The following is a 20458-nucleotide window of genomic DNA, read 5'->3' on the forward strand; positions in this document are numbered from 1 at the left end:
CGGAGCGTTGACGGGTCGGGTGTCGCGGCCGGTCAATGTGTGCGGCGAACCCCTCGGCCTGGGGGCCGATGCCTGCCCCTGCGCCGGAGCGGAACGGTTGGCGGTGTCGCGGCCGGTCATTCTCTGCTGCGAACCGCCACGGGCGGCCTTTTTCCCCGATGATCTTGCCCCCAGCTCCACCCTCGGCCGTCGAGAGTGGAGACAGGGGCAAGATCATCCCCTATGAGCGCCCTGGAATTCCAGGTGGACATAAACACCACACCAGGTGGCCTGAATCAGGAGCCCGAAGAAAGTCAGGGGGCACCCCTGACGAAAGTCAGGCATTCCAACCGTACCGCCGGTAACACTCCTTTTCTTGGGCTGTTTCGTTTATCATAGAAGAATGACGATCTCTCCTGAAGCACCCACCCCCACCGGGCACACCCCGGTGGATAGCGTGGTGGTCGCTGCTCGGGACGAGACCACCGCGTTCTTTAACCGGGACGTGCCCCTCGGGGCGGCGGGTGAGGTGCTGGACCAGGCCACCCGGGTGTGGGAACAGCTCGACCAGATCAAAGTCTCCATGGCCGCACGGCTGGCCCAACTCGAGGCCACCGGGCAGCTGCTGGAACAGGGCGGGCAGAAGAGCCTGGAGGCGTGGCTGCGCCACGCCTTCGGGATCGCGGCCGCCCAGGCCAACGACCTGGCCCTGATCGGGCGGGCCCAGTTCCGTCAGGAAATGGTCCCCACCCTGGAAGCACTGGCCGAAGGGACCCTGTCGGTGGGTGAGGCCGCTGCGGTGATCAAGGGCGCCGATGCCGGGGTGGAGAAAAGGGAAAAGGGTGACCACCCCGACCCGGAGCTGTTCCGCGCGAAAATGGAATGCGGAATCCTGGACTTCAAGGAGTCGCGCCCGAACATGTCGGTGGGACAGATCACCCACTTCGCCCACCAGCTGTGCATGCGACTCAACCCGAACAAGGTGGAAAAGGACCACGCGGCCGCCCACGCCGCCCGGGGCGCCCAACTGGTCACCACCTTCGACCGCACGTTCCTCTTCCAGATGTGGGGCTCACCCGCTGACGCCCTGCGGATCCAGGTCGCGTTGGACAACTACCAGGTGCCCTTCCACCCCGAGGACGGGCTGTCCAAGTACGAGCGCACCTACGACGCCCTCATGGCCGCCCTGGGGTTCGCCCAGTCCCACCAGGGGTGCGACACCCCGACTACGGCCACGGCGTTGATCAACATCACCGTGCCCGCCACGTCCCTGGCCGGGGACGAGGAAGCCGAGGACGCTGGTCCGGCCACCACGGAGACCGGACAGGTCGTGCCCATCTCGGTGGTGCGTGAACTCCTCGGCCAGAGCTGGATCCGCCGCCTGGTGGTGGAGCAGAAGAACGGCCAGGTCCTGGACGTGGGCCGCTCGTGCCGGCTGGCACCGCCCAAGATCCGGGCGGCCGCCTTCCACGGCCACACCAGCTGCGCCTGGCAGCACGGGTGCGACGTACCCCTGCCCTGGACCCAGGCCGATCACATCGTGGAGTTCTGGCAGGGCGGCACCACCAGCGCCACCAACATCCAGCCGCTGTGCGCGACCCACAACCAGATCAAGCACCGGTGGTCGGTACGCCAGGACCGCCGCATGTGGTCGGGCCGCAACCGAGGCCGCACCGGAAACCAGGGCTCGGACCCGGATGGGGACCCAGCCCCACCCCCGAACCCGTAATCGACCACCCACTAACCCCCCAGGTCAGCCCCCTGTACTGCCGGGTCTCTACCCGCGCATGGCCAGAACCCGCCCCCGCACCGACACCTGACCCCTGGACCCAACCCACGCCACCCCGGGGGAAGGTCCGTGAGACCTGGCCCTAGAAGCACGCTCACCCCTGTTTTTGCCTCCAACAGGGGGGTTCACCCACGCCCAGGCACCAGCCGCCCCCAAACACCAGCCCCCCACGCCGACCGGGGTTCGCCACACACCATGACCGGCCGCGACACCCGCAACCGTCAACTTTCCGGCGGAGTGGCCATTGACGGCCGCCAGGCCGTGCTTGTGCCGTTGAGGCCCGGCCGAAGGCCGGACCATCGCCTCCCCGACCACACGTCCCCCGTTTCCTGACTGCCGCCGACCCGCCGTCGCAGCGAAGCGGGTCAAGGTGGAGCGCCTTTGACGCGCGAAGCGCTCGATGGCGACGACCTTGAGGCGCGCAGCGGAGACGGCCACCATCAAGCGGCAGGAAACGGGGAAACCACCCGCACAAGACCAACACCCCCACGGGCAAACCCCACACCACCCCACCGCTAAGAGCACCCAACACCCAGCCCCCACCACTCAGCACCAAATACCTAGCTCCCAGCCCCCACCACCGAGACCCATGACAACCCATCGAAGCGAAGCAGAATCACCCAGCGCCATCAGGGCGGCCATCAGCGCCATCAGGGCCCTCAGCAGCCTCGAAGAACCACGCCACCGAAACCGCGCCCGGGTCCAGCACGTCCTGTGCCCGCTCCCCCAGGTAGCTGGCACGGCCGCGGTGGGCGATCATGCCACGCGTCGAGTCAGCCCCCGCACGGGCCGCGCGGGCCGCCTCGCGCACGGCCTCACCCCAGGACAGCGCGTTACTCGTGGTGAGCGCCTCGGCAGCCGGGGCCATCGCGTCAACCATGGTCTTGTGTCCCACCTCCGCCTTGCCGAGGCGGCGAACGGCGCCGGTGGCGGTGTCGAAAGCTTTCGCCAGGTCAGCCACGGACCAGGGGGCGGACGGGCCCGCACCGAGGCGGCCGAACCAGAGGCCGAAGAGGGGCCCGCTGGTACCGCCCGAGGCAAGGAAGGTATCGGAAACGGACTGGAAGACCTCGGCCGGGTTCCCGCCCTCCAGGTTGGTGCGGACCCGCTTGAGCGCGGAGCTGATGTTCCAGCCGAAGTCGCCGTCACCTGCCTGTCTGTCGAGTTCGGTGAGCTCGTCCTCGTCCCTGATCACCCGGTCGGCGAAAGCCAGGAGCCAGGCCCTGGTCTCCGCTCCGGTGAGTTCACTGGTTTCCGTCATCGTCATTCCTCCGCTCACCAGACCAATGCGGGTGTGCGCACCGGCGCGTCCCAGAACTTCACGAGGTCGTCGGTCAGCGCGGTGAGCGTGATCGACAGCCCTTTCATGTCCAACGAGGTCACGTAGGGGCCGACCAGCGATCGGGCAACGTTCACCCCCAGACCGTCGAGGACCCTGCGGGTCTCGCGGGCCGCAACCCCGAGCTCCAGGCCGTGGGTGGCTCCGAGGCCGTTGACGATGGCGAGTACCGATTCCCCGCGCCGGATACCCACGGACTCCACGATCGGATTGACCAGGCTCTCCACCAGGGCGGCAGCCTCTGTCGCGGGGCGGGTCTCGATACCGCGTTCCCCGTGGATGCCCACGCCGAACTCCATCTCGCCCGGGTCCAGTTCGAAGGACCGCTTTCCGGTCATCGGGTTGGTGCACGCCTCGAAGGCAACGCTGAGCGTCGCCGAGCGGTCCACCACGTCGCGCCCCAGCGCCCGCACGTCGACGATGGGCGCACCGGCCTCGGCCGCCGCGCCGCACACCTTCTCCACGGCGACGACGGCCGCGGTTCCCCGGCGCCCGGGCCCGCCGTCGTCCTCGCCCTGGGTGGCGAGGTCGTCGTCGACCAGCACCTGTTCGACCCGGTGCGTCTCGGCGAGGAGTTCGGCCGCGATGCCGAAATTCAAAACGTCGCCGGTGTAGTTCTTCACCACCATGACCGTGCCCTCGCCGGAGTCGGCGGCCTGGATGGCAGCGCGCACTTGGAGGGCGTTGGGGCTGGCGAACACGTCGCCGGGCACGGCCGCGTCGAGCATGCCCGACCCGACGAACCCGGTGTGTAGCGGTTCGTGCCCCGAACCCCCTCCCGACAGCAGGGCGACCTTGCCGGTGGCGGGCGCCCGCCGGGTGACGAACAGGGGGTCGGTGTGGACGTCGACCAGGCCGCCGTGGGCCTCGACGAGTCCTTCCAGTGCCTGTTCGACCAGGGTCTCGCGTTCGTTCATGAAGAACCGGCTCATGCCGCCTCCTGGGTTCGGATCCCTCGGCCGGAGCACAGCGCGTCGGAGAGGGCGCCGTGTCCCATTCCCGGCCTACCCACTTCCGGCGGTGCCAGTGCCGACGCCGGCGACACCTCTGGAGCCGGTCGGATCCGATCGGGGCCGACCGGACACGCGGACCGGCCGACCGGTGGTCACGGGACCGCCGATCGGCTGGCCGGTCAGCCGATGCGGTCGGCACCCCTCCAGCTGGAGACTGGATGGCGCAGATCTCCCGAGCGCATGGGTCATGACGGAGCAAGCGGGTCAAGAGAGAGGACAAGTCGACATGTCGGCCACAACGGGGAGCACACCCCCGAGAGCACCGCGCAAGCTGGCGCCGGACCTGGCCCGCGGCTTCATGCTGCTGCTGATCGCCATGGCCTACGCGGGCGTGTACGCCGGGGTCGGTTTCGGCACCGAGATAGCGGACGAACCGCTACAGGACCGGGTGGCGTCGGTGTTCACGACGCTCTTCCTGGACAACCGGGCCTTCCCGATGTTCGCGATCCTCTTCGGCTACGGCATGGCTTGGATGGTCTCGCGACAGCGGGCGCGCGGCACCTCCGAAACGGAGGTCCGGCGGCTGCTGCGCAGGCGCGGCGGCTTCCTGCTGCTGTTCGGCTTCGTGCACGCCTTCCTGGTCTTCCCCGGCGAGATCCTCACCTCCTACGGTCTGGCCGCCCTGGTCACCGGCTGGCTGCTGCTGCGCTCCAACCGGACCATCGTGCGCGCGGCCGTGGTGTTCGCGGTCTTCTACGCCGTCACCGTGCCCGTCGCGATGGTCTTCATGAGCGTGGGCATACGCACCGAGGGTGCGGAGGCCTTCGCCATGCCCGGCTACCTGGCCCTCGACGACTGGATCGAGCGGCTCGTCGGCCTGCCGTTCGGGCCGGTCTTCATCGCGGTGGCCTACCCGCTGCTGCTCCTGGTGGTCATCGGGTACCGGGCCGGTCGGGCGGGACTGCTGGACGATCCCGCCGCGCACCGCTCCTTCCTCACCAAGGTCGCGGTCATCGGTATCACGGTCTCCGTGTTGAGCGCGGTGCCCAGCGCGCTGACCGCGCAGGGCGCGCTGGCGCCGGACGTGGTCACCGAGGGCCTGTTCATGGCCTTGCAGGTCCTGACCGGGGTGTTCGGCGGCGCCGGGTACGCGGCGCTGTTCGCCCTGTGGGGCACGCGTCTGGAGCGCACGCGCGGGCCGCTGACCCGGGCGGTGGCCGCCATGGGCGAGCGGTCGCTGACCTTCTACATCCTGAACTCGGTGCTGGTCGCGGTCGCGCTGCAGCCGGACCTGGTCGGTCTGGGGACCGTGGTGGGCGGCGCGGGCGCGCTGCTGGTGGCGGCGCTGGCCTGGTCGGTGAGCTTGGCCCTGGCCGCGTGGCTGGCGGTCCGCAACCGGCCGGGACCGCTGGACCAGATGATGCGCCGCTGCGTGTACGGGGGAAGTAAGGCGCGGCGCCGGGAAGTGGCCGCCCACGGCGAAGGCCCCCGGCCCGCTTGACCGGCACCCCGGTGCTGCACGGCGGCCGTGTCGGCAGAGGGTGTTCCGACGGGGGTGGGGGCCTGTCGGGTCCTCCCCTATGACCCGGGCCCGCACCACCCCCGTCGCTCAGCCCGAACCGTCTCCGGTTCGGGCGAGTCCGGGTCAGGCGAGTTGCCTGCCAGAGGGATGGCCGGACACCGAGACGCGCACCACGGTCGGCAGCCGATCAAGGTCCAGGGATGTACGCAGTCTGACCAAGGCCTCGTTGCGACACCGTTGCCACACGGTCACCGGGTCGGCGTCCTCGGCGAGGACGAGTTCCAGGTGCAGGCAGGGTGCGCGCGCGGACTCGGTGATGTGCGCCCTGCTCCGGCGCACCCCCGGATAGGCGCTGACTTCCCTGTTCAGTGCTTTGCAAGCGGCGCGGGCGAGAATGTCGGTGCGACCCCGGTCGCCTTCGTCCAGCAAGAGCGCCGACACCCGGGCTGAGCGCCCCTGGACGAGCAGCCAGCGGAAGGCGACCAGGGTCACCGCCGCGGTCAGTCCCGCTGCCGCGTACGGCACCCAGGGTGCCGCCATCAGTGGGGCGAGGTCGCCCCACACGGTGTCTTCCGCGGCGAGCGGGCCGAGGGTGCCCGAAGGGTCCAAGACCCCGAAGGGGTCGAACAGCAGCACGGGCGCCACCGCTCCGATGGCGATCAGCAGGAGCCCGACCAGGGCCAGTCCCTGCCGGTTTCCCCGGGCGGTCCTGCGTGCGGCACGGTGCGGATAGCGACTCACCGGAGCTCTCCCTCCACTCACCGGAGCTCTCCCTTCACTCGGCGGATCCGGGCGCGCACGCGCACCGGCCGGGCCGGGGCGAGCTCGGCGACCCGTTCCCGAACTGCGCTCGCCACCCTCGTCCGCAGTTCGGGGTCGGGGCGCTCGGGGGTGCGGGCCACGACACGGACCGACCGGTTCCGCACCCGGGCGTGGACCTCGGTGACCCCGTCGACTTCGCGGACGGCGTGCTCGACCACTCTGCGCAGTCCGCGCTGGGAGAGGCCGACGGCCAGGTCCCGGTCGTCGGTGCGCAGCACCATATGGCTGCTGGCCCCCGGGAGGAGGGCCGTGAGGAGCAGGTACAGGCCGACCACCGCACTGACCGCGGACCCGACGAGCATCTCGGGGCTGTTCCAGTGGGCGTGGACGGCCGGATCGGAGACCGTGTCCAGCGGGACGAACCGCAGCGGGGCTCCGGCCAGCGAACTGATCACCTCGGCCGCGGCCAGGCCGGCGACCAGTACGGTCACGGTGCTGACCACCACCGCGGCGAGGGATCGCCGCGGGCGGAAGGTACGGACCGCGACGCGGTGTGCGGTTCGTGCTTCGCTCGGGCTCACGTCGGGCCAGATGGGCCCGGGCCCGGGCCTGTGTTCTCCGGACGCGGGGCCCTCGGGCCAGGTCTCCCGGTTCTCCGCCGGCCCTGCTCCGTGGACCGTCGGGCTCACCATCGTGAGCTCCCGTCCTTGCGCGCGAACAGAGTGGACAGGTCCGTTTCCCCCTCGTAGGCGCGGCCCACCAGGAACCCGGCGATGCCGAGCGCCAGTACGAGGAGGAAGGCTCCGAACCCGCCGAAGTAGGCCACCAGGCCGAGGAGGGACCCGTAGGCCAGTCCGACGATCGACCACATCGTTCTTGCTCCTTTAACTGTTCAGGGGGATTGCATCGGGCGTCAGCGGACGCGGGGCTCGGAGGGGGACTCCTGGCCGCGCACCTCGTCGTCGGGCAGGTGGATGTCGTCGACGGTCACGTTGACCTCGGTGACCTCCAGCCCGGTCATGCGCTCCACACCGGCGGTGACGTTGCGGCGGACCACCGAGGCGAGGTCGGGGATGGAGATGCCGTACTCGACGACCAGGTTGATGTCGACGGCGGCCTGGGTCTGGCCGACCTCCACGGACACACCGCGGGCGGCGTTGCTGGTGGAGGTGGAACCCGGGATGCGCTCGCGGACGGCGTCGAAGGCACGGGCCGCTCCCCCGCCCATGTGGTGGACTCCGCCGACTTCGCGGGCGGCCATCCCGGCGATCTTGGCGACGACGTCGTCCGCGATCTCGGTGCGGCCGCTGTACTCGGCGCGCGCGGAACCGCGGTCGGTGCGGGCCACATCGGTGCGGGGTGCGTCGGTGCGCCCGGTCGGGGTGTTGTCCAGAACCGCCGGGGTCGGGGCCTCGTGCAGGTCTGCCTTGGCGGTGGCGCTGTTCTTGTCGGCCATCGGGTACTCCTGAGGGTTGTCGGGGGCTCCGGTGTGGTGCCCGTCGTAGGAAGGACACGGGAGGGGCCGGTTGCCTCACGCGAAAAGCAATGTGACCTGAGACACATGTCCCGGCCACAAAAGAGCTACGGAATGTAGTTCACTGTTGTCGACAAGTAGTAGCCCCGGCTTCGGGAAAGCTGGACCCGCGTAGATGCACACGAACACCGAACTTCCGGAGAGCGTGCTCGTGGAGCGGGCGCAGGACGGCGACGACGGAGCCTTCGAGTCCCTCGTCCGCCTGCACCAGGACTCCGTGTACCGCATCGCCCTCCGCACCCTCGGCAATGCCGCCGAGGCCAGGGACGCCGCGCAGGAGGCCCTCATCACGGCCTGGCGCAAACTGCCCGAACTGCGGGACCCGCTCACGTTCCGGGCCTGGCTTCACCGCATCGTCGGCCGCCTCGCCCTGAACTCCGTGCGCGCCCGCCGCCCCGAGGAGCCCGCTGAGGACGACCACACCGGCCTCCGGGAACGGGGGGCCGGCCCCGCCGACCGGGCCCTGGCCACCGATTTGAACGAAGCCCTGAGGGAAGCCCTGTCCGGCTTGCCGCCCCCGCAACGGATCTGCTGGGTTCTGCGGGAGATGGAAGGATTGAGCTATGAGGAGATAGCGGAGATCGTCGACACGACCCCGACCGCCGTACGCGGCCGAATACACCGCGCACGTACCCATCTCGTGGAGGCGCTTGAGTCATGGCGGTAAACCCGTCCGACGACCACGACCAGCTGCCCTGCGGCACCTCCGCCGACACGCTCTTGGAACACCTCCGGGAGGGCACTGCCACCGGGCACGAACGCACCTGTCCGCACTGCCGTGCCGCCGCGGACGAGTTCCGGCCCCTGCTGGCGGCGTTGCGCGACGCGCCGGAGGTCACCGCGCCGCCCGGCCTCCTGGACGACGTGATGCGGGTGGTGCGATCCGAGGGTCGTTCCAAGAAGACACTCCAGCTGCCCGGGGACGGCCCCGGCGACACCCGCATCCGCCACTCCGCCGTGTCCGCGATGCTGCGCTACTGCATCGACCCCGCGGACGGTCTGGTCCTCGGCCGCTGCCGCATCGAACGGACCCCCGCCGGCCTGGTCATCACCGCCGACGCCCGGGTCCTCGCGGGCACCGTCATCCCCGAAGCCACGGCGGCGGCCCGACGGACCATGTCCGCCTTCGTCGAGGACCGCCTCGGCCTGCGGGTCGCCCGGATCGACATCGACGTCACCGATGTCATCAATCCGCGCTGATCCCCGGTGGTTTTTCTTCCCGAACGGTGAACGCGGAGCGCTCCGGTGACGTAGACACTCTTCCAACACACTCCAGCGGGACCGACCGGCGACCAGGGACGGGGGACGGATGGGCCGTGTGCTGCGACGGCGCCGTCAGCGCGGGGACGGTACCCCTGAACCGGACCTGCGCCACGAGGGCGGTGTCCAGGCCGCCTACAACGCACACGGGCCAGAGCTGTACCGGTTCGCACTGCGCCAGCTCGGCGACGAGGTCGCCGCCCAGGACGTGGTGCAGGAGGTCTTCCTCCGCGCCTGGCGCGCCGCTGACCGGTTCGATCCAGAGCTGGCCAGCCTGAGGGTCTGGCTGTTCGCCATCGCCCGAAACGTCCTGGTCGACGAAATTCGTCGCGCCGCCAAGCGGCCGCTCCCCATGCCGCCGGGCGGGAGCGGACAGCTCCCGGAACGCTCCACCGGGCGGGGTCTCGACGAACAGGTGATGCAATCCTGGCTCGTGGAGGAGGCGCTCCAACGGATCGGCGCCGAGCACCGGGCCGCCCTCGTGGAGACCTATCTGCGGGGCCGTCCCTACGCCGAGGTCGCCGCCGAGCAGGGCATCCCGGTCGGCACGTTGCGCAGCAGGCTCTTCTACGGGCTCAAGGCCCTGCGCGTGGTCATGGACGAGATGGGGGTGCGCGAATGAGCAGGGACTCCCACCGAGGGGTACGCGACCTCCTGGGCGCGTACGCACTCGACATGCTCGACGACGAACAACGGGCGTCGGTCGCCGCCCATCTGGACGGCTGTGACGAGTGCCGCGCCGAACTCGACTTCATCGGCCCCGCCGCCGAACTCCTCCCGTTGGCCGACCCCGACCGCGTCGCCCAGCAGCCCGCTCCCCCGCCGGAGCTCGGCGAGAGGGTTCTCGCGGTGGTGCGTACCGAACGCGCGCCCCGTCGGCGCGCCCACCGGACCCGCCATCTCGTGGCCGCCTGCGCCGCCACCCTCCTCGTCGGGATCGGCGCCGGGGTGGCCGGAGGTCACGCCGCCTTCGCGCCGGACCCGGTCCCGCTGGAGAGTGTGGCCACCACCGTGCACGACGGCCGGGTGGACGCGGACGCAGAGCTGATCCCGCACACGTGGGGTGTGGAGATCCGGCTGACCGGTTCGGGTTTCGAGGAGGGCGGCACCTACCGGGCCACGCTCCTCGACGAACACGGCGACACCCACCCGGCGGGCGAGTTCGTGGGGGTGGGCAGTGAGCCCATGGTGTGCAACCTCAACAGCGCCCTGCTCCGGGAGGACGCCGTGGGGTTCGAGATCACCGACGAGAGCGGCGAGCCCGTGATCACGTCGTCCTTCTGAGGGGCGGGCTCTTCTGAGGGGCGGGCTTCGGGAGCAAGCCCTCCTCAGCTGGGCGATTTCGGGGGCAGCAGGGAGCGTCGCGGCGACCACGCCCCCCGAAGTCACCGCGACGCCGTCTACTCGGCCTCGGCCTAGGTCCTACTACCGGGACGATCCGGGCAGCAGGGAGCCCATGCCGCCCTTGCCCTTGTCACCCTTGTCGTAGCCGCCGTAGCCGTGGTCCACGAGCTGGCCGCGGACCGCACCGGCCGGGAAGTCGGCGGTGTGGGTGTCGGCGTAGTAGCTCGCCGGGTCGTCCTCGATCTCGGCCACGGTGAAGCCCAGGCCGGTGTCGTTGCCGTCGTCGCCCTCGAGGCCGGTGGTGAACGGTCCTTGCATACAGCCGGAGCTGCGCAGGACTCCGTCACCGTCGTCCACGGGGTCCGGGAAGGCCAGGCGCGGCGGGCCGAACTCACCGTCTGCGGCCTCGTGGATGTGGGTCGCGGTCTTGGCGGGGCTCTCGTAGGGCGGGGTGACACCTGTGAGCGCGATGTCGTAGCAGATGACGTCCGCATCGCTGTTGAGCCGGAACTCGAACGATCCCCAGGCGCCCTCTTCGCCGTCGACCGGGTTCCCCTCGTCGTCGACGACCTCGTCGGGCGTAGCCTCGGCCCAGAACTCGCTGGTGAACATGTCCGGCTCGGGGACCTCCTCGCCGGCGTGCGCGGCCGTGCCCTGCGTCGCCACCAGAATCCCGGCCGCTGCCGCCACCGCGCCTGCCGTGATCCGCCTCGTCGCTGTTCTCGTCACCTGGTTTCCCCCGTATGTCACCGACCGCGAGATCTCCGCGGACACTCCTGCATACGGACGCCAGCTACCCTGTGTTCAATATCAACCACAAAGAGTGCGCAAATTCGTGAGGGGTATCACTCTCCGTCGTTACAGCCTCGACACAGAACAACGATCGGGCGCAACGTCGGATTGGCACCGTCGAAGGCATGGACGTTTCCAGTAGCAGCCATGGAACCGGCGACCGCCACGGATTCTTCGGCCGAGAGGTGCTGGAGATGGGGACACTCCTGTTCGCCGCTGGCGCGGCGCACCTGGTGGTGGTCTCCTTGGGGCACAGCGACAGCGGTATGCGGACCCTGATCGCGTTGGGGGTCCTTCTCCTCGCGTTCTCCGCGCTGCACCGCTGGCACCGGCACCGCCGGACACGCCGCCAGGACACCAACCGGGCGACGGCGCCCGAACACCCGCGCTCCGCCTCCCCCGTCGAGGACCGGCTCTGGAGCGTGCGGGTCACCGTCGCCGACGTGCCCGGCGGGCTAGCCGCTCTGACCGGCCGGTTCGCCGCGCTCGGGGTCGATATCCGCCTGATGCAGGTCCACCCCGACGGCACCGACGCCGTCGACGAGTTCTTCGTGAGCGCCCCGCCACCATCGGCGAGGCCGACCTCCACCGGGCCGTGCGGGACGCCGGAGGGCGCGACGCCGTGGTCCGGACCGCCGACGTCCACGAGCTCAGTGACACCACCAGCCGGACCCTCACCATGGTGGACGCGCTGGTCACCGGCGCGGCAGACCTGGAGCGCTGCCTCCTCGCCCTGGCCGCCGCCCAGGACGTGCGCCACACCGGTTCCTCAGACGGTCACGCGCCCCGCGAGGAGCTCTCCGGTACTGCCATGACCCTGCCCTCGCCCGGCGGCGGCGCCCTGACCGTCTACCGCGTGGGCGTGCCGTTCACGCCCGTGGAATTCGCCCGCTGTCGCGCGCTGGCCCAGGTGGCGTGCTCCCTGCGCGACCGCGCACCGGAGCGGACGGACTGAGTCTCCGATGACCACCGTGACGTGTCACCGCACCTTGGGCTCCACCGAGACGGCCGCGGGATTCCGCACCGACCCGGATCCGGGACAGTGCCGAGCTTGTGGGTAAATGGAGCTTATGGTTTCCCCTCGATCACTCCGCGACAGGCACCCCCTCCGCACGACCACCCTCACCTTCGGTGCGACCTGCGCCCTGGCCGTTGGTGCGGCCCTGCTGGCCGCTCCCGCGCAGGCCGCACCCACGGCGACCGCGCCCGTTTCGGCCGCGTTCACGACCGCCGCGGCCCCCGTTTCGGCCCACGCGCCCAGCGCGCCCAGCGCACCGGCGGTGACCGAGGACCTTCGCTCGGGTGACTCCGGCGCCCAGGTGACCGCGCTACAAGAACAGCTCGCCGGACTCGGCTACTGGATCGACGGCGCGGACGGCGAGTTCGGCCTGCACACCGAGCACGCCGTGCTGGCGCTGCAGAAGGCCGCCGGGATCGACCGGGACGGTGTGGTCGGCCCCGACACCAGGGCCGCACTCGAGGAGGGGGCGGTCCCGTCCGCAACCACGGAGTCCGGTTCGGCGGTGGAGATCGACCTGGAGCTGCAGCTGCTGCTGGTCGTCACCGATGGCGAGGTGGAGAGCGTCATCCACACCTCCACCGGTTCCGGCGAGCCCTACGAGGGCTCCGACGGCTCGGAGCGAATCGCCACCACGCCGACGGGCACCTACGAGGTCTTCCGCGAGGTCGACGACTGGGACCCGGGTCCCTACGGGGCGCTGTACAAGCCCAAGTACTTCAACGGCGGCATCGCCGTGCACGGATACCCGAGCGTCCCGGCCCAGCCCGCTTCCAAGGGCTGCGCCCGGGTGAGCCTGGCCGCCATGGACTGGTTGTGGGAGCACGGCCACCTGGACGTGCACGCCACCGTGGTCGTGCGCTGAGTCGCACACTCGTGCCCGAGGGCCCCGCACGAACCGTTCCGAAGAGCAGTCCAGGAGCGGTTCGAGAACGCGGGGCCCTTCCGTGTGTCCGGGCTCGGGACGGGTAAGAGGGTGTCCGTGCCCTTTCTCCTCGCCACCGAACCCGGACGCGCCGACCACCCGAACGAGGACTTCGTCGCGGTCACCGACACCGCCGCGGTCCTGCTCGACGGCGCCAGCGCCCCCAGCGACGTGGACAACGGCTGCGCACACGGGGTGGCCTGGTTCACGCGGCGGCTCGGCGCCCTTCTACTGGCCGGTGTGGACTCCGGGGCGCCCCTCCGGGAGGCGTTGGCGGAGGCGATCGCGTTCGTGTCCGCCGCGCACGAGGGGACGTGCGACCTCCGGAACCAGGAGACACCCTCGGCGACCGTGGTGGCGGTCCGGATCGGCGGCGACACGCTCGAGTACCTGGTGCTGTCCGACTCGGTGCTGCTCGCGGAGGAGGACGGCAAGGTCCGACTGGTCGCCGACACCAGACTGGACGAACTGCGCCCCAAAGCGGGACCGGGGACCGCGATCCGGGAGTGGCGCAATGTGCCCGGCGGGTTCTGGACGGCGGGGGCTGACCCGAGGGCGGCGGACGAGGCACTGACCGGGATGCTGCCGATGGGCGCGTTCCTCGCGATGAGCGACGGTGCGACCCGTTCGGTGGAGGTGTTCGGGGACCTGACGTGGGAAGGCGCCTTCGGCCTCGCCCGGGACCGAGGGCCGGGGGCACTGCTGGAGCGGGTCCGTGCGCTGGAGGCCGCGGATCCGACCCGCGAGCGGTATCCGCGCGGTAAGGGCAGCGACGACGCCACCGCCCTCTGGTGGGCCCCGCAAGCCCCGCCCTCTTAGTTACGGTCACCCGCAACTGCGAATTTCGGACCAGGCATTTCCCGCGGCCAAAAGATCATTTCCCCACCCGCGCCCGAGTGAACAGGGAAAAGAAAGTTCCCGGCATTGCAGACGTTTTTCCTGGGGCCAAAGATCACCTTTGGTCCGCTTTCTGGGAAAAATCCCGAACGGGACAGCACGTGACGAAGGGACCGTGTCGGAAAGAGACGCACGCCTCCCACAAACCTGGACACCAGGCGCTTCCCCGCACCGACTTCGTCCGGTAGATTTCGCCTTAACCGATCGGTGGGAGTTCCCGCCCGCACCGACCCCCGGCGTTCGGCCTTCCTCGAACCCCCTCTTCCGCACCCTCCCCGCGGTGGTGCCGGACCACTTTTCTCATGACCCTGGCCGTCTTCTCGACCGCCGAAAAGGAGACCGTGTGAGTGCCCCGGGCGTCCTCGAACCGACCGGTCCCAACCGCTCACTCCTCAAGGACTGTGGGCTGGACCGCGTCCCCTCCGGGCCCGTGCCCTCCACCGGGGCGGCGTCCCCCGCCACGGCTGGACCCTCCACAGATTCCGGGCGCCCGGCCGAGACCGCACGCTCGGAGCCGGAGCAGCGTCCCGACCCCATGAACTCGGACTCCCCCGCGGAGTTCCTGCTGACCATGCGCCGCTACCTCGCCTGGGCCGGAGACTGGTCGTACCTGGAGCTGGAGTACAAGTGCGGCGGTGTGGTCAGCGCCGCCAAGTTCCAGCGCGCCCTCGAGGGCACCGAGCTGCCCGGATACGTGTTCCTGATGGCCTTCGTGACCGCCTGCGTCGGCACCGACGAGGGCGAACGCCTCCGCTGGGCCACGTCCTGGCACCGCCTCCGCCGCGCCGCCCGTGCCGAGGAGGACGCCCGCCTTCGCGCTTTGCGGGAATCGGGAGCGGAGCAAGCGCCGGATCCGGCCCCGCTGCACCGGCCGGACAGCCGCACTTGAACACCCCGGCCATCCGGGGCTCACGGGGCTGACCCCGGGAATCACGGGGACGGAAGAGCGAACGGAACTGCGGAGCGTACGGGACTGCGGGGCTCACCGGGCCCGCGGGACGAACGGCCGCACCGACCATGGGCTGGCGGCGGTCTCCGGTAGGTGACCGAGTCACCTACCGGACCGTCGGGTCGGTGCGGCAAGCCCAGGGTGAGCGCCCTCACGGAGCCCGGAAACGCCCACTGGCAGGGGCTTTCGGGCTGTGGTTCGGATCACCGGCCAAGCCGGGTCAAGCGGGGATTGCCCTTCGGGGGGCATCCGTTGCACGCGGAGTGTCCCCGCTTGGGACACACATGAGGTGCCCCACCCGAAGGTGGCTCACGGCGCCGCACACCCGCCCCCAGGTCGAACCCGACCTTCCCATGCTCTGGAGAGCTCGTGAGCCTTACCGCCGTGCGCCCGAACGCGCGCCAGAACAGCCACGCGGACGCCGTCGGCGCGACGCCGCGCCGTTCCGTCGTCCTGCTCGTCTTCGTCCTCGGTGTCCTGTCGGCCATCGGCCCGCTCGCCACCGACCTCTACCTTCCGGCGCTCCCCGAGATCGCCGGGGACCTCGGGGCCAGCGAGGCCCGAGTGAAGCTGACCCTGACCGCGGTCATGGCCGGCCTGGCCCTCGGACAGCTGGTCGTGGGCCCGCTCAGCGATCGCTGGGGCCGCCGGGCACCGCTACTGGCGGGGACCGCCGTGTTCACCGTGACGACCCTCGCGATCGTGTTCGTGGACTCGGCCGAAGCGTTCATGGTCCTGCGTTTCCTCCAGGGCCTGTCCGCGGCGGCCGGGCTGGTGGTCTCGCGTGCGGTGGTCCGGGACGTGTTCCACGGCGATACAGCGGCGACCTTCTTCTCACGGCTCATGCTGCTGACCGGCCTGGCACCCATGCTCGGCCCGGTCCTCGGCGGTCAACTGCTGCTGTTCGGCCCGTGGCAGCTGATCTTCGGGGTGCTGGGGCTGGCCGGGGCGGCGGCCTTCGCCCTGGTCCACTTCGCCCTGCCGGAGAGCCTGCCCGTGGAGAAGCGGCAACGACAGGACCCGCGCGTCCTCGTCCGCACCTTCGCGCTACTGCTGCGCGACCCGAAGTTCATCGCGCCGACCATGGTCCTCGCGCTGAGCTTCGGGATGAGCTTCACGTACATCTCGGCCTTCTCGTTCGTGTCGCAGGCCCAGCTCGGGGCCAGCGCCCAGCAGTTCAGCCTGATCTTCGGCGTGACCACGCTCGGCATGATCCTCGGCAACCAGGTCAACGTGGCGCTGATCCGGCGGATGGAGCTGCGCCGCCGCCTTGGTCTGGGTCTCTTGGGTGCGATCGTCTCCGTGCTGGTCCTGGCCGCTCTCGCCGCCACCGACTGGGCCAACCTGGTGACCGTCACGGCCGCGCTGTTCGTGATGATGGTCTTCACCGGGCTCATCTCGCCCAATGCGACGGCGCTGGCCCTGTCCGGGCAGCCGTCCGAGATCGCCGGGACCAGCTCCGCCCTGCTGGGGACACTCCAGTTCGGCGTGGGTTCGGCGCTGGCCGCGACCGCAGGGATGACCGGCGCCGCCACGCTCGGGAGCATGGCAGCGGTGATGCTGGCTACGGCGGTGGCCGCCGCGCTGGTGTTCCTGGTCGCCACGGTACGCGGGCACACGGTGGTCCCGGCCGCCTGAGCCCTGTTCTCTGAAACCGTCCGTTCCCGCCCCGCCGTCTCCGCCAAGGGTCCTGGCCACACCGGTCAGGGCCCTTGGCGCTGTCCGGCTCCGGCCAGCTATACACATGGGGTATACACCGTGTGTATAGTGAGCCCCATGTCACTCGGTCAGACGTTCCTCGGACTACTGGAAACGCGGCCCCAACACGGATACGACCTCAAACGGGCCTACGACGAGCGCTTCGCCACCAAGCGACCGCTCGCCTACGGCCAGGTGTACGCCACCCTCTCCCGGCTCCTGAAGTACGGACTGGTCGAGGTGGAGTCGGTGGAACCCGGGGCGGGCCCCGAACGCAAGCGCTACGCCGTGACCGACGCCGGGATCACCGACGTCGCGCGGTGGCTGGCCCAACCGGAGAACCCCGAGCCCTACCTCCAGAGCACCCTGTACACCAAGGTGGTGCTCGCGCTGCTCACCGACCGGTCCGCCGACGACGTCCTCGACATCCAGCGGGCCGAGCACCTGAAGCAGATGCGTGTCCTCACCCGCCGCAAGGCCAACGGGGACCTCGCCGAACAGCTCATCTGCGACCACGCCCTGTTCCACATGGAGGCCGACCTCCGGTGGCTGGAGCTGACCGCGGCCCGGCTCAACGACCTCGCCGGGGAGGTGGTCCGCCGATGACCTCCGACCCCCTGCTCTCGAGCACGCCCGGGCAGGCCGGACCCGGGAACACCGGTGCAGCACTCATCACCGCCTCGGGACTGAGCAAGTCGTTCGGCCTCACGCAGGCCCTCCAAGACGCGTCCCTGTCCCTGCACGAGGGCGAGATCGTGGCCGTCATGGGCCCCTCCGGATCCGGAAAGTCCACCCTCATGCACTGCCTGGCCGGCGTGGTCCGCCCGGACGGGGGCGAGATCGACTACGACGGCATCGACCTCATCGGTGCCCCGGACACCCGGCTCAGCGCCCTGCGCCGTGGCGAGTTCGGCTTCCTGTTCCAGTTCGGCCAGCTCGTTCCCGAACTCTCCTGCGTGGAGAACGTCGCCCTTCCCCTGCGGTTGGGCGGGGTGTCCCGGCGCCGTGCCGAACGGTCCGCGACCCGCTGGCTGGACCGGCTGGACGTGGGTGACGTGGCGGCCAAACGCCCCGGTGAGTGTTCGGGTGGCCAGGGCCAACGGGTGGGTGTGGCGCGCGCCCTCATCACCCGGCCGCGCGTGGTGTTCGCCGACGAACCCACCGGCTCGCTGGACTCGCTGAACGGTGAGCGCGTCATCCGTCTCCTCACCGATGCCGCCCGGGAGAGCGGGGCGGCCGTGGTGCTGGTGACGCACGAGCCGCGGGTCGCCGCCTACGCCGACCGCGAGGTGATCGTGCGCGACGGCCGGACCCGTGACTTGGGAGGGTCCCGGTGAGCCGCGGCGAGCACTCCACGAGGCCGCACCGGGAACCCCGGCCCTCCGCACTGAACGATCTCCGGATTGGGCTCCGCCTGTCCATGACGGGCGGACGGGAGAGCGTGCTGCGCACCCTGCTCACCGCGGTGGGCGTGGGCCTGGCCGCGGCGATGCTGCTCCTGGGCGCTTCGCTGCCGACCATCCTGGACAACCGCGCGGAGCGGGCCGCCGACCGCCTCGACTACGAGGTCGCCGAGCACCCGCAACCGCCCGCCGGCGACGACACCCTGCTGTCCGCGGTGGCCGACGGCTGGTACCTCGACGAAGATATCACCGGCCGGGTGGTCCATCCGGAAGGGCCGGACGCGCCGCTGCCCCCCGGGGTCGAGGCCCTGCCCGGCGACGGCGAGATGGTCGTCTCCCCCGCCCTGGCCGACCTCCTGGAGGACCCGGAGCACGAGGTCCTCGAGCGCCGGTTCGACGCCGAAGTGGTCGGGGAGATCGGCCCCGAAGGGCTGGGCGGACCGCAGGAGCTGGCCCACTTCACCGGTAGCGAGGACCTGGACGAGGAGCGGGGCACGCGCCTGACCCACTACGGCGGCGAGCCGGATTCCGGCCAGGACGAGCCCGTCATCCTGCTCCTGGGCGTGGTCGGGACGGTCGTGATGCTCACCCCGGCCCTGGTGTTCCTCGCGGCGGCGGTGCGGTTCGGCGGTGAACAGCGCGACCGGCGGTTGGCCGCGCTGCGGTTGATGGGCGCGGACCGCGCCGCGACCCGGCGGATCGCCTCCGGAGAGACCCTGGTCGGGACGCTGGCGGGGCTCGTGCTCGGAGTCGTGTTCTTCCTGGTGGGACGCCCGGTGGTGGAGGTCGTGCCGATCGCCTCGGGTGTGTTCGCCACCGACGTGGTGCCGCGGCCCGTGCTGGGGGCGCTGGTGTTCTTGCTCGTGCCCCTGTTGTCGTTGTGGGTCGCCCAGGCGGCGCTGCGCAACGTGGTCGTCGAACCGTTCGGGGTGGTGCGCCGTGCCGAGCGCCCCCGGCAACGGCTGTGGTGGCGCCTGGCCCTGCTGGCTCTCGGGGCCGCCCTGCTCGTCCACGGGCTCGACGGAAGCCTCCACGGGGTGATGTGGGCGCCCGTGGTCGCCTTCGGTGTCCTGGCGGTTCTCCTGGGCACGACCGCGGTCCTGCCCTGGCTCCTGGACCGGCTCTTCGGCCGGGCTTCCGGAGGCCCGCTCTCGCTCCAGCTCGCGCTGCGGCGCTTGGGTAACGGGGGCGGTGGCCCGGTGCGCGCGGTGAGCGGGATCGTCGTCACCGTGGCTGGGGCTATCGCGCTCCAGGGCCTGTTCGCCAGCGCCGAGGCCGACATGGAGATCCCCGCCGAAGTTCTCGCGGCACAGGCGTACGAGGACGCGGAGTTCGGCGGCGAAAGGTTCAACCTGACAGCAGACCTTCCGCTGAGGGCCGAAGGGGACCCGGGCGCGCGCTTCGAGGACACTCCGGGGGTCGAGGCGGCGCTCGCCTTCACCGGTAGCGGAGGGAGCTTCGGCGCGGACGGGCACGCGTCCCTGCGGGTCGCGGACTGCTCCACGCTGACGCGGATGGCCGACCTACCGGGGTGCTCACCAGGTGACGCGTTCTCCGAGTCCGAGCAGCTGACCCCCGGCGACACTGTCTCCGCCAGCGACCCGGAGGACGACACCCCGCTCTGGCAAGTACCGGAGTTCACCCCGGTCGACGAGGTCATCGTGCCGGCCGACAGCGCGGATGCAGAGGTCGTCCTCGCCACCCCGGAGGCGGCGGCCGCCTCCGGGGCCGAGGTCTCCGGCGGTGAGCTCTCCGGAGGGGACGCCAGCACCGGCATCTGGCTCCGCGTCGACCACACGGTCCCGGAGATGCAGGAAGAGGTCCGGGCGACCGCGACCGCTATGGACCCGCTGGCCCGGGTCGTCTTCTACGACAGTCCCGGGACCGCCTCGCCCCTGGACGGAATCCGCGACATGCTGCTCGCCGGGGCGGTCGCCGCCGTCGTGCTGGTCGCGGCCGGGATGCTGGTGGGCACCATCGAGCAGGTCCGCGAACGCAAACGGGTGCACGCGGTCCTCACCGCGTTCGGTACCCGGCGGCGCACCCTGGTGGCCTCGGTGCTGTGGCAGACGGCGCTGCCCGTGCTGTTGGGTATCGCCGTGGCGACCGCCGTGGGAACGGCCCTGGGAGCCGCTCTCATGGGGCTGACCGGGCTGCCGGTGGGTTTCGACCTGACAGCCGTCCTGCTCATCGCGGGTGCTGGCACCGGCGCGGTGTTCCTCGCGACCCTGCTCGCCGTGCCCGCACTGCTGCGGACGATGCGCCCGGATGGGCTGCGTTCGGAGTGAGGGAGG

The 20458-nt window shown here is 70.7% G+C and carries 20 protein-coding genes and 1 pseudogene; 14 read left to right on the forward strand and 7 right to left on the reverse strand.

All coding sequences use genetic code 11. From position 1 onward, the window contains the following. The first annotated feature begins 382 nt into the window (after positions 1-382). Positions 383-1708, forward strand: coding sequence for an HNH endonuclease signature motif containing protein (locus ACYVDG_RS29995; RefSeq protein WP_460762183.1), 1326 nt, complete (start codon positions 383-385; stop codon positions 1706-1708). A gap of 676 nt (positions 1709-2384) precedes the next feature. Here the strand turns inward: ACYVDG_RS29995 and dhaL are convergent. Next, entirely contained in the window at positions 2385-3035 is a 651-nt protein-coding gene (gene dhaL, locus ACYVDG_RS30000; protein WP_460762186.1) for a dihydroxyacetone kinase subunit DhaL, read from the reverse strand. Between the two features lie 8 nt (positions 3036-3043). Beyond that, entirely contained in the window at positions 3044-4039 is a 996-nt protein-coding gene (locus ACYVDG_RS30005) for a dihydroxyacetone kinase subunit DhaK (RefSeq protein WP_460762189.1), read from the reverse strand. A 307-nt stretch (positions 4040-4346) separates the two neighbouring features. On the opposite strand from ACYVDG_RS30005, the gene ACYVDG_RS30010 reads away from it, so the two are divergent. Further along, entirely contained in the window at positions 4347-5561 is a 1215-nt protein-coding gene (locus ACYVDG_RS30010; protein ID WP_460762192.1) for a DUF418 domain-containing protein, read from the forward strand. A 144-nt stretch (positions 5562-5705) separates the two neighbouring features. On the opposite strand, the gene ACYVDG_RS30015 is transcribed toward ACYVDG_RS30010, so the two are convergent. Genes ACYVDG_RS30015 through ACYVDG_RS30030 form a run of 4 tightly spaced genes read right to left on the reverse strand, consistent with a single transcriptional unit; the run spans position 5706 to position 7800 of the window. Next, positions 5706-6323 carry an Asp23/Gls24 family envelope stress response protein gene (locus ACYVDG_RS30015; RefSeq protein WP_460762195.1) on the reverse strand — a complete coding sequence of 206 codons (618 nt, stop codon included), beginning with the start codon at positions 6321-6323 and terminating at the stop codon, positions 5706-5708. 17 nt (positions 6324-6340) lie between these two features. Then, positions 6341-7036, reverse strand: coding sequence for a DUF6286 domain-containing protein (locus ACYVDG_RS30020; protein WP_460762198.1), 696 nt, complete (start codon positions 7034-7036; stop codon positions 6341-6343). Then, the gene (locus tag ACYVDG_RS30025) at positions 7030-7215 is read right to left on the reverse strand and encodes a hypothetical protein (RefSeq protein WP_460762201.1); all 186 of its coding nucleotides are present in this window, start codon (positions 7213-7215) and stop codon (positions 7030-7032) included. The genes ACYVDG_RS30020 and ACYVDG_RS30025 overlap by 7 nt, the downstream gene beginning before the upstream one ends. Before the next feature lie 42 nt (positions 7216-7257). Next, positions 7258-7800, reverse strand: coding sequence for an Asp23/Gls24 family envelope stress response protein (locus tag ACYVDG_RS30030; RefSeq protein WP_460762204.1), 543 nt, complete (start codon positions 7798-7800; stop codon positions 7258-7260). 193 nt (positions 7801-7993) lie between these two features. Here ACYVDG_RS30030 and ACYVDG_RS30035 point away from each other — a divergent pair, with 193 nt between their 5' ends. From ACYVDG_RS30035 to ACYVDG_RS30050, 4 genes are all read left to right on the forward strand, one after another. Next, positions 7994-8545 (forward strand): RNA polymerase sigma factor, encoded by a 552-nt coding sequence (locus ACYVDG_RS30035; RefSeq protein ID WP_460762207.1) that lies wholly within the window; start codon positions 7994-7996, stop codon positions 8543-8545. Continuing rightward, positions 8536-9078: a hypothetical protein gene (locus tag ACYVDG_RS30040; RefSeq protein WP_460762210.1), complete on the forward strand. Its 543-nt coding sequence runs from the start codon at positions 8536-8538 to the stop codon at positions 9076-9078. Before ACYVDG_RS30035 ends, ACYVDG_RS30040 begins: the two co-directional genes overlap by 10 nt. Positions 9079-9187: 109 nt before the next feature. Further along, complete coding sequence (locus ACYVDG_RS30045; RefSeq protein WP_460762213.1) at positions 9188-9760, forward strand: sigma-70 family RNA polymerase sigma factor; 573 nt, start codon at positions 9188-9190, stop codon at positions 9758-9760. Next, a complete protein-coding gene (locus ACYVDG_RS30050; RefSeq protein ID WP_460762216.1) occupies positions 9757-10422 on the forward strand; it encodes an anti-sigma factor in 666 nt (221 codons plus the stop codon). The genes ACYVDG_RS30045 and ACYVDG_RS30050 overlap by 4 nt, the downstream gene beginning before the upstream one ends. Positions 10423-10563: 141 nt before the next feature. Here the strand turns inward: ACYVDG_RS30050 and ACYVDG_RS30055 are convergent, their stop codons facing one another. Continuing rightward, entirely contained in the window at positions 10564-11211 is a 648-nt protein-coding gene (locus ACYVDG_RS30055) for a CHRD domain-containing protein (RefSeq protein ID WP_460762219.1), read from the reverse strand. Positions 11212-11399: 188 nt separating this feature from the next. Here ACYVDG_RS30055 and ACYVDG_RS30060 point away from each other — a divergent pair. From ACYVDG_RS30060 to ACYVDG_RS30095, 8 genes and pseudogenes are all read left to right on the forward strand, one after another. Further along, a pseudogene (locus ACYVDG_RS30060) lies at positions 11400-12229 on the forward strand (ACT domain-containing protein). A gap of 115 nt (positions 12230-12344) precedes the next feature. After that, positions 12345-13157, forward strand: a complete 813-nt coding sequence (locus tag ACYVDG_RS30065) for a L,D-transpeptidase family protein (RefSeq protein WP_460762222.1) — start codon at positions 12345-12347, stop codon at positions 13155-13157. A gap of 117 nt (positions 13158-13274) precedes the next feature. After that, on the forward strand, positions 13275-14036 hold the full coding sequence (locus ACYVDG_RS30070) for a protein phosphatase 2C domain-containing protein (protein WP_460762226.1): 762 nt from the start codon (positions 13275-13277) through the stop codon (positions 14034-14036). Between the two features lie 421 nt (positions 14037-14457). Further along, positions 14458-15003, forward strand: a complete 546-nt coding sequence (locus ACYVDG_RS30075) for a hypothetical protein (protein ID WP_460762230.1) — start codon at positions 14458-14460, stop codon at positions 15001-15003. A gap of 429 nt (positions 15004-15432) precedes the next feature. Then, positions 15433-16701, forward strand: a complete 1269-nt coding sequence (locus ACYVDG_RS30080; protein ID WP_460762233.1) for a multidrug effflux MFS transporter — start codon at positions 15433-15435, stop codon at positions 16699-16701. A gap of 138 nt (positions 16702-16839) precedes the next feature. Next, on the forward strand, positions 16840-17367 hold the full coding sequence (locus tag ACYVDG_RS30085; RefSeq protein ID WP_460762238.1) for a PadR family transcriptional regulator: 528 nt from the start codon (positions 16840-16842) through the stop codon (positions 17365-17367). Next, the gene (locus ACYVDG_RS30090; protein WP_460762243.1) at positions 17364-18098 is read left to right on the forward strand and encodes an ABC transporter ATP-binding protein; all 735 of its coding nucleotides are present in this window, start codon (positions 17364-17366) and stop codon (positions 18096-18098) included. Before ACYVDG_RS30085 ends, ACYVDG_RS30090 begins: the two co-directional genes overlap by 4 nt. Before the next feature lie 83 nt (positions 18099-18181). Next, the gene (locus tag ACYVDG_RS30095) at positions 18182-20452 is read left to right on the forward strand and encodes an ABC transporter permease (RefSeq protein WP_460762246.1); all 2271 of its coding nucleotides are present in this window, start codon (positions 18182-18184) and stop codon (positions 20450-20452) included. Positions 20453-20458 lie beyond the last annotated feature (6 nt).

The sequence above is a fragment of the Nocardiopsis oceani genome (genome assembly GCF_054777395.1).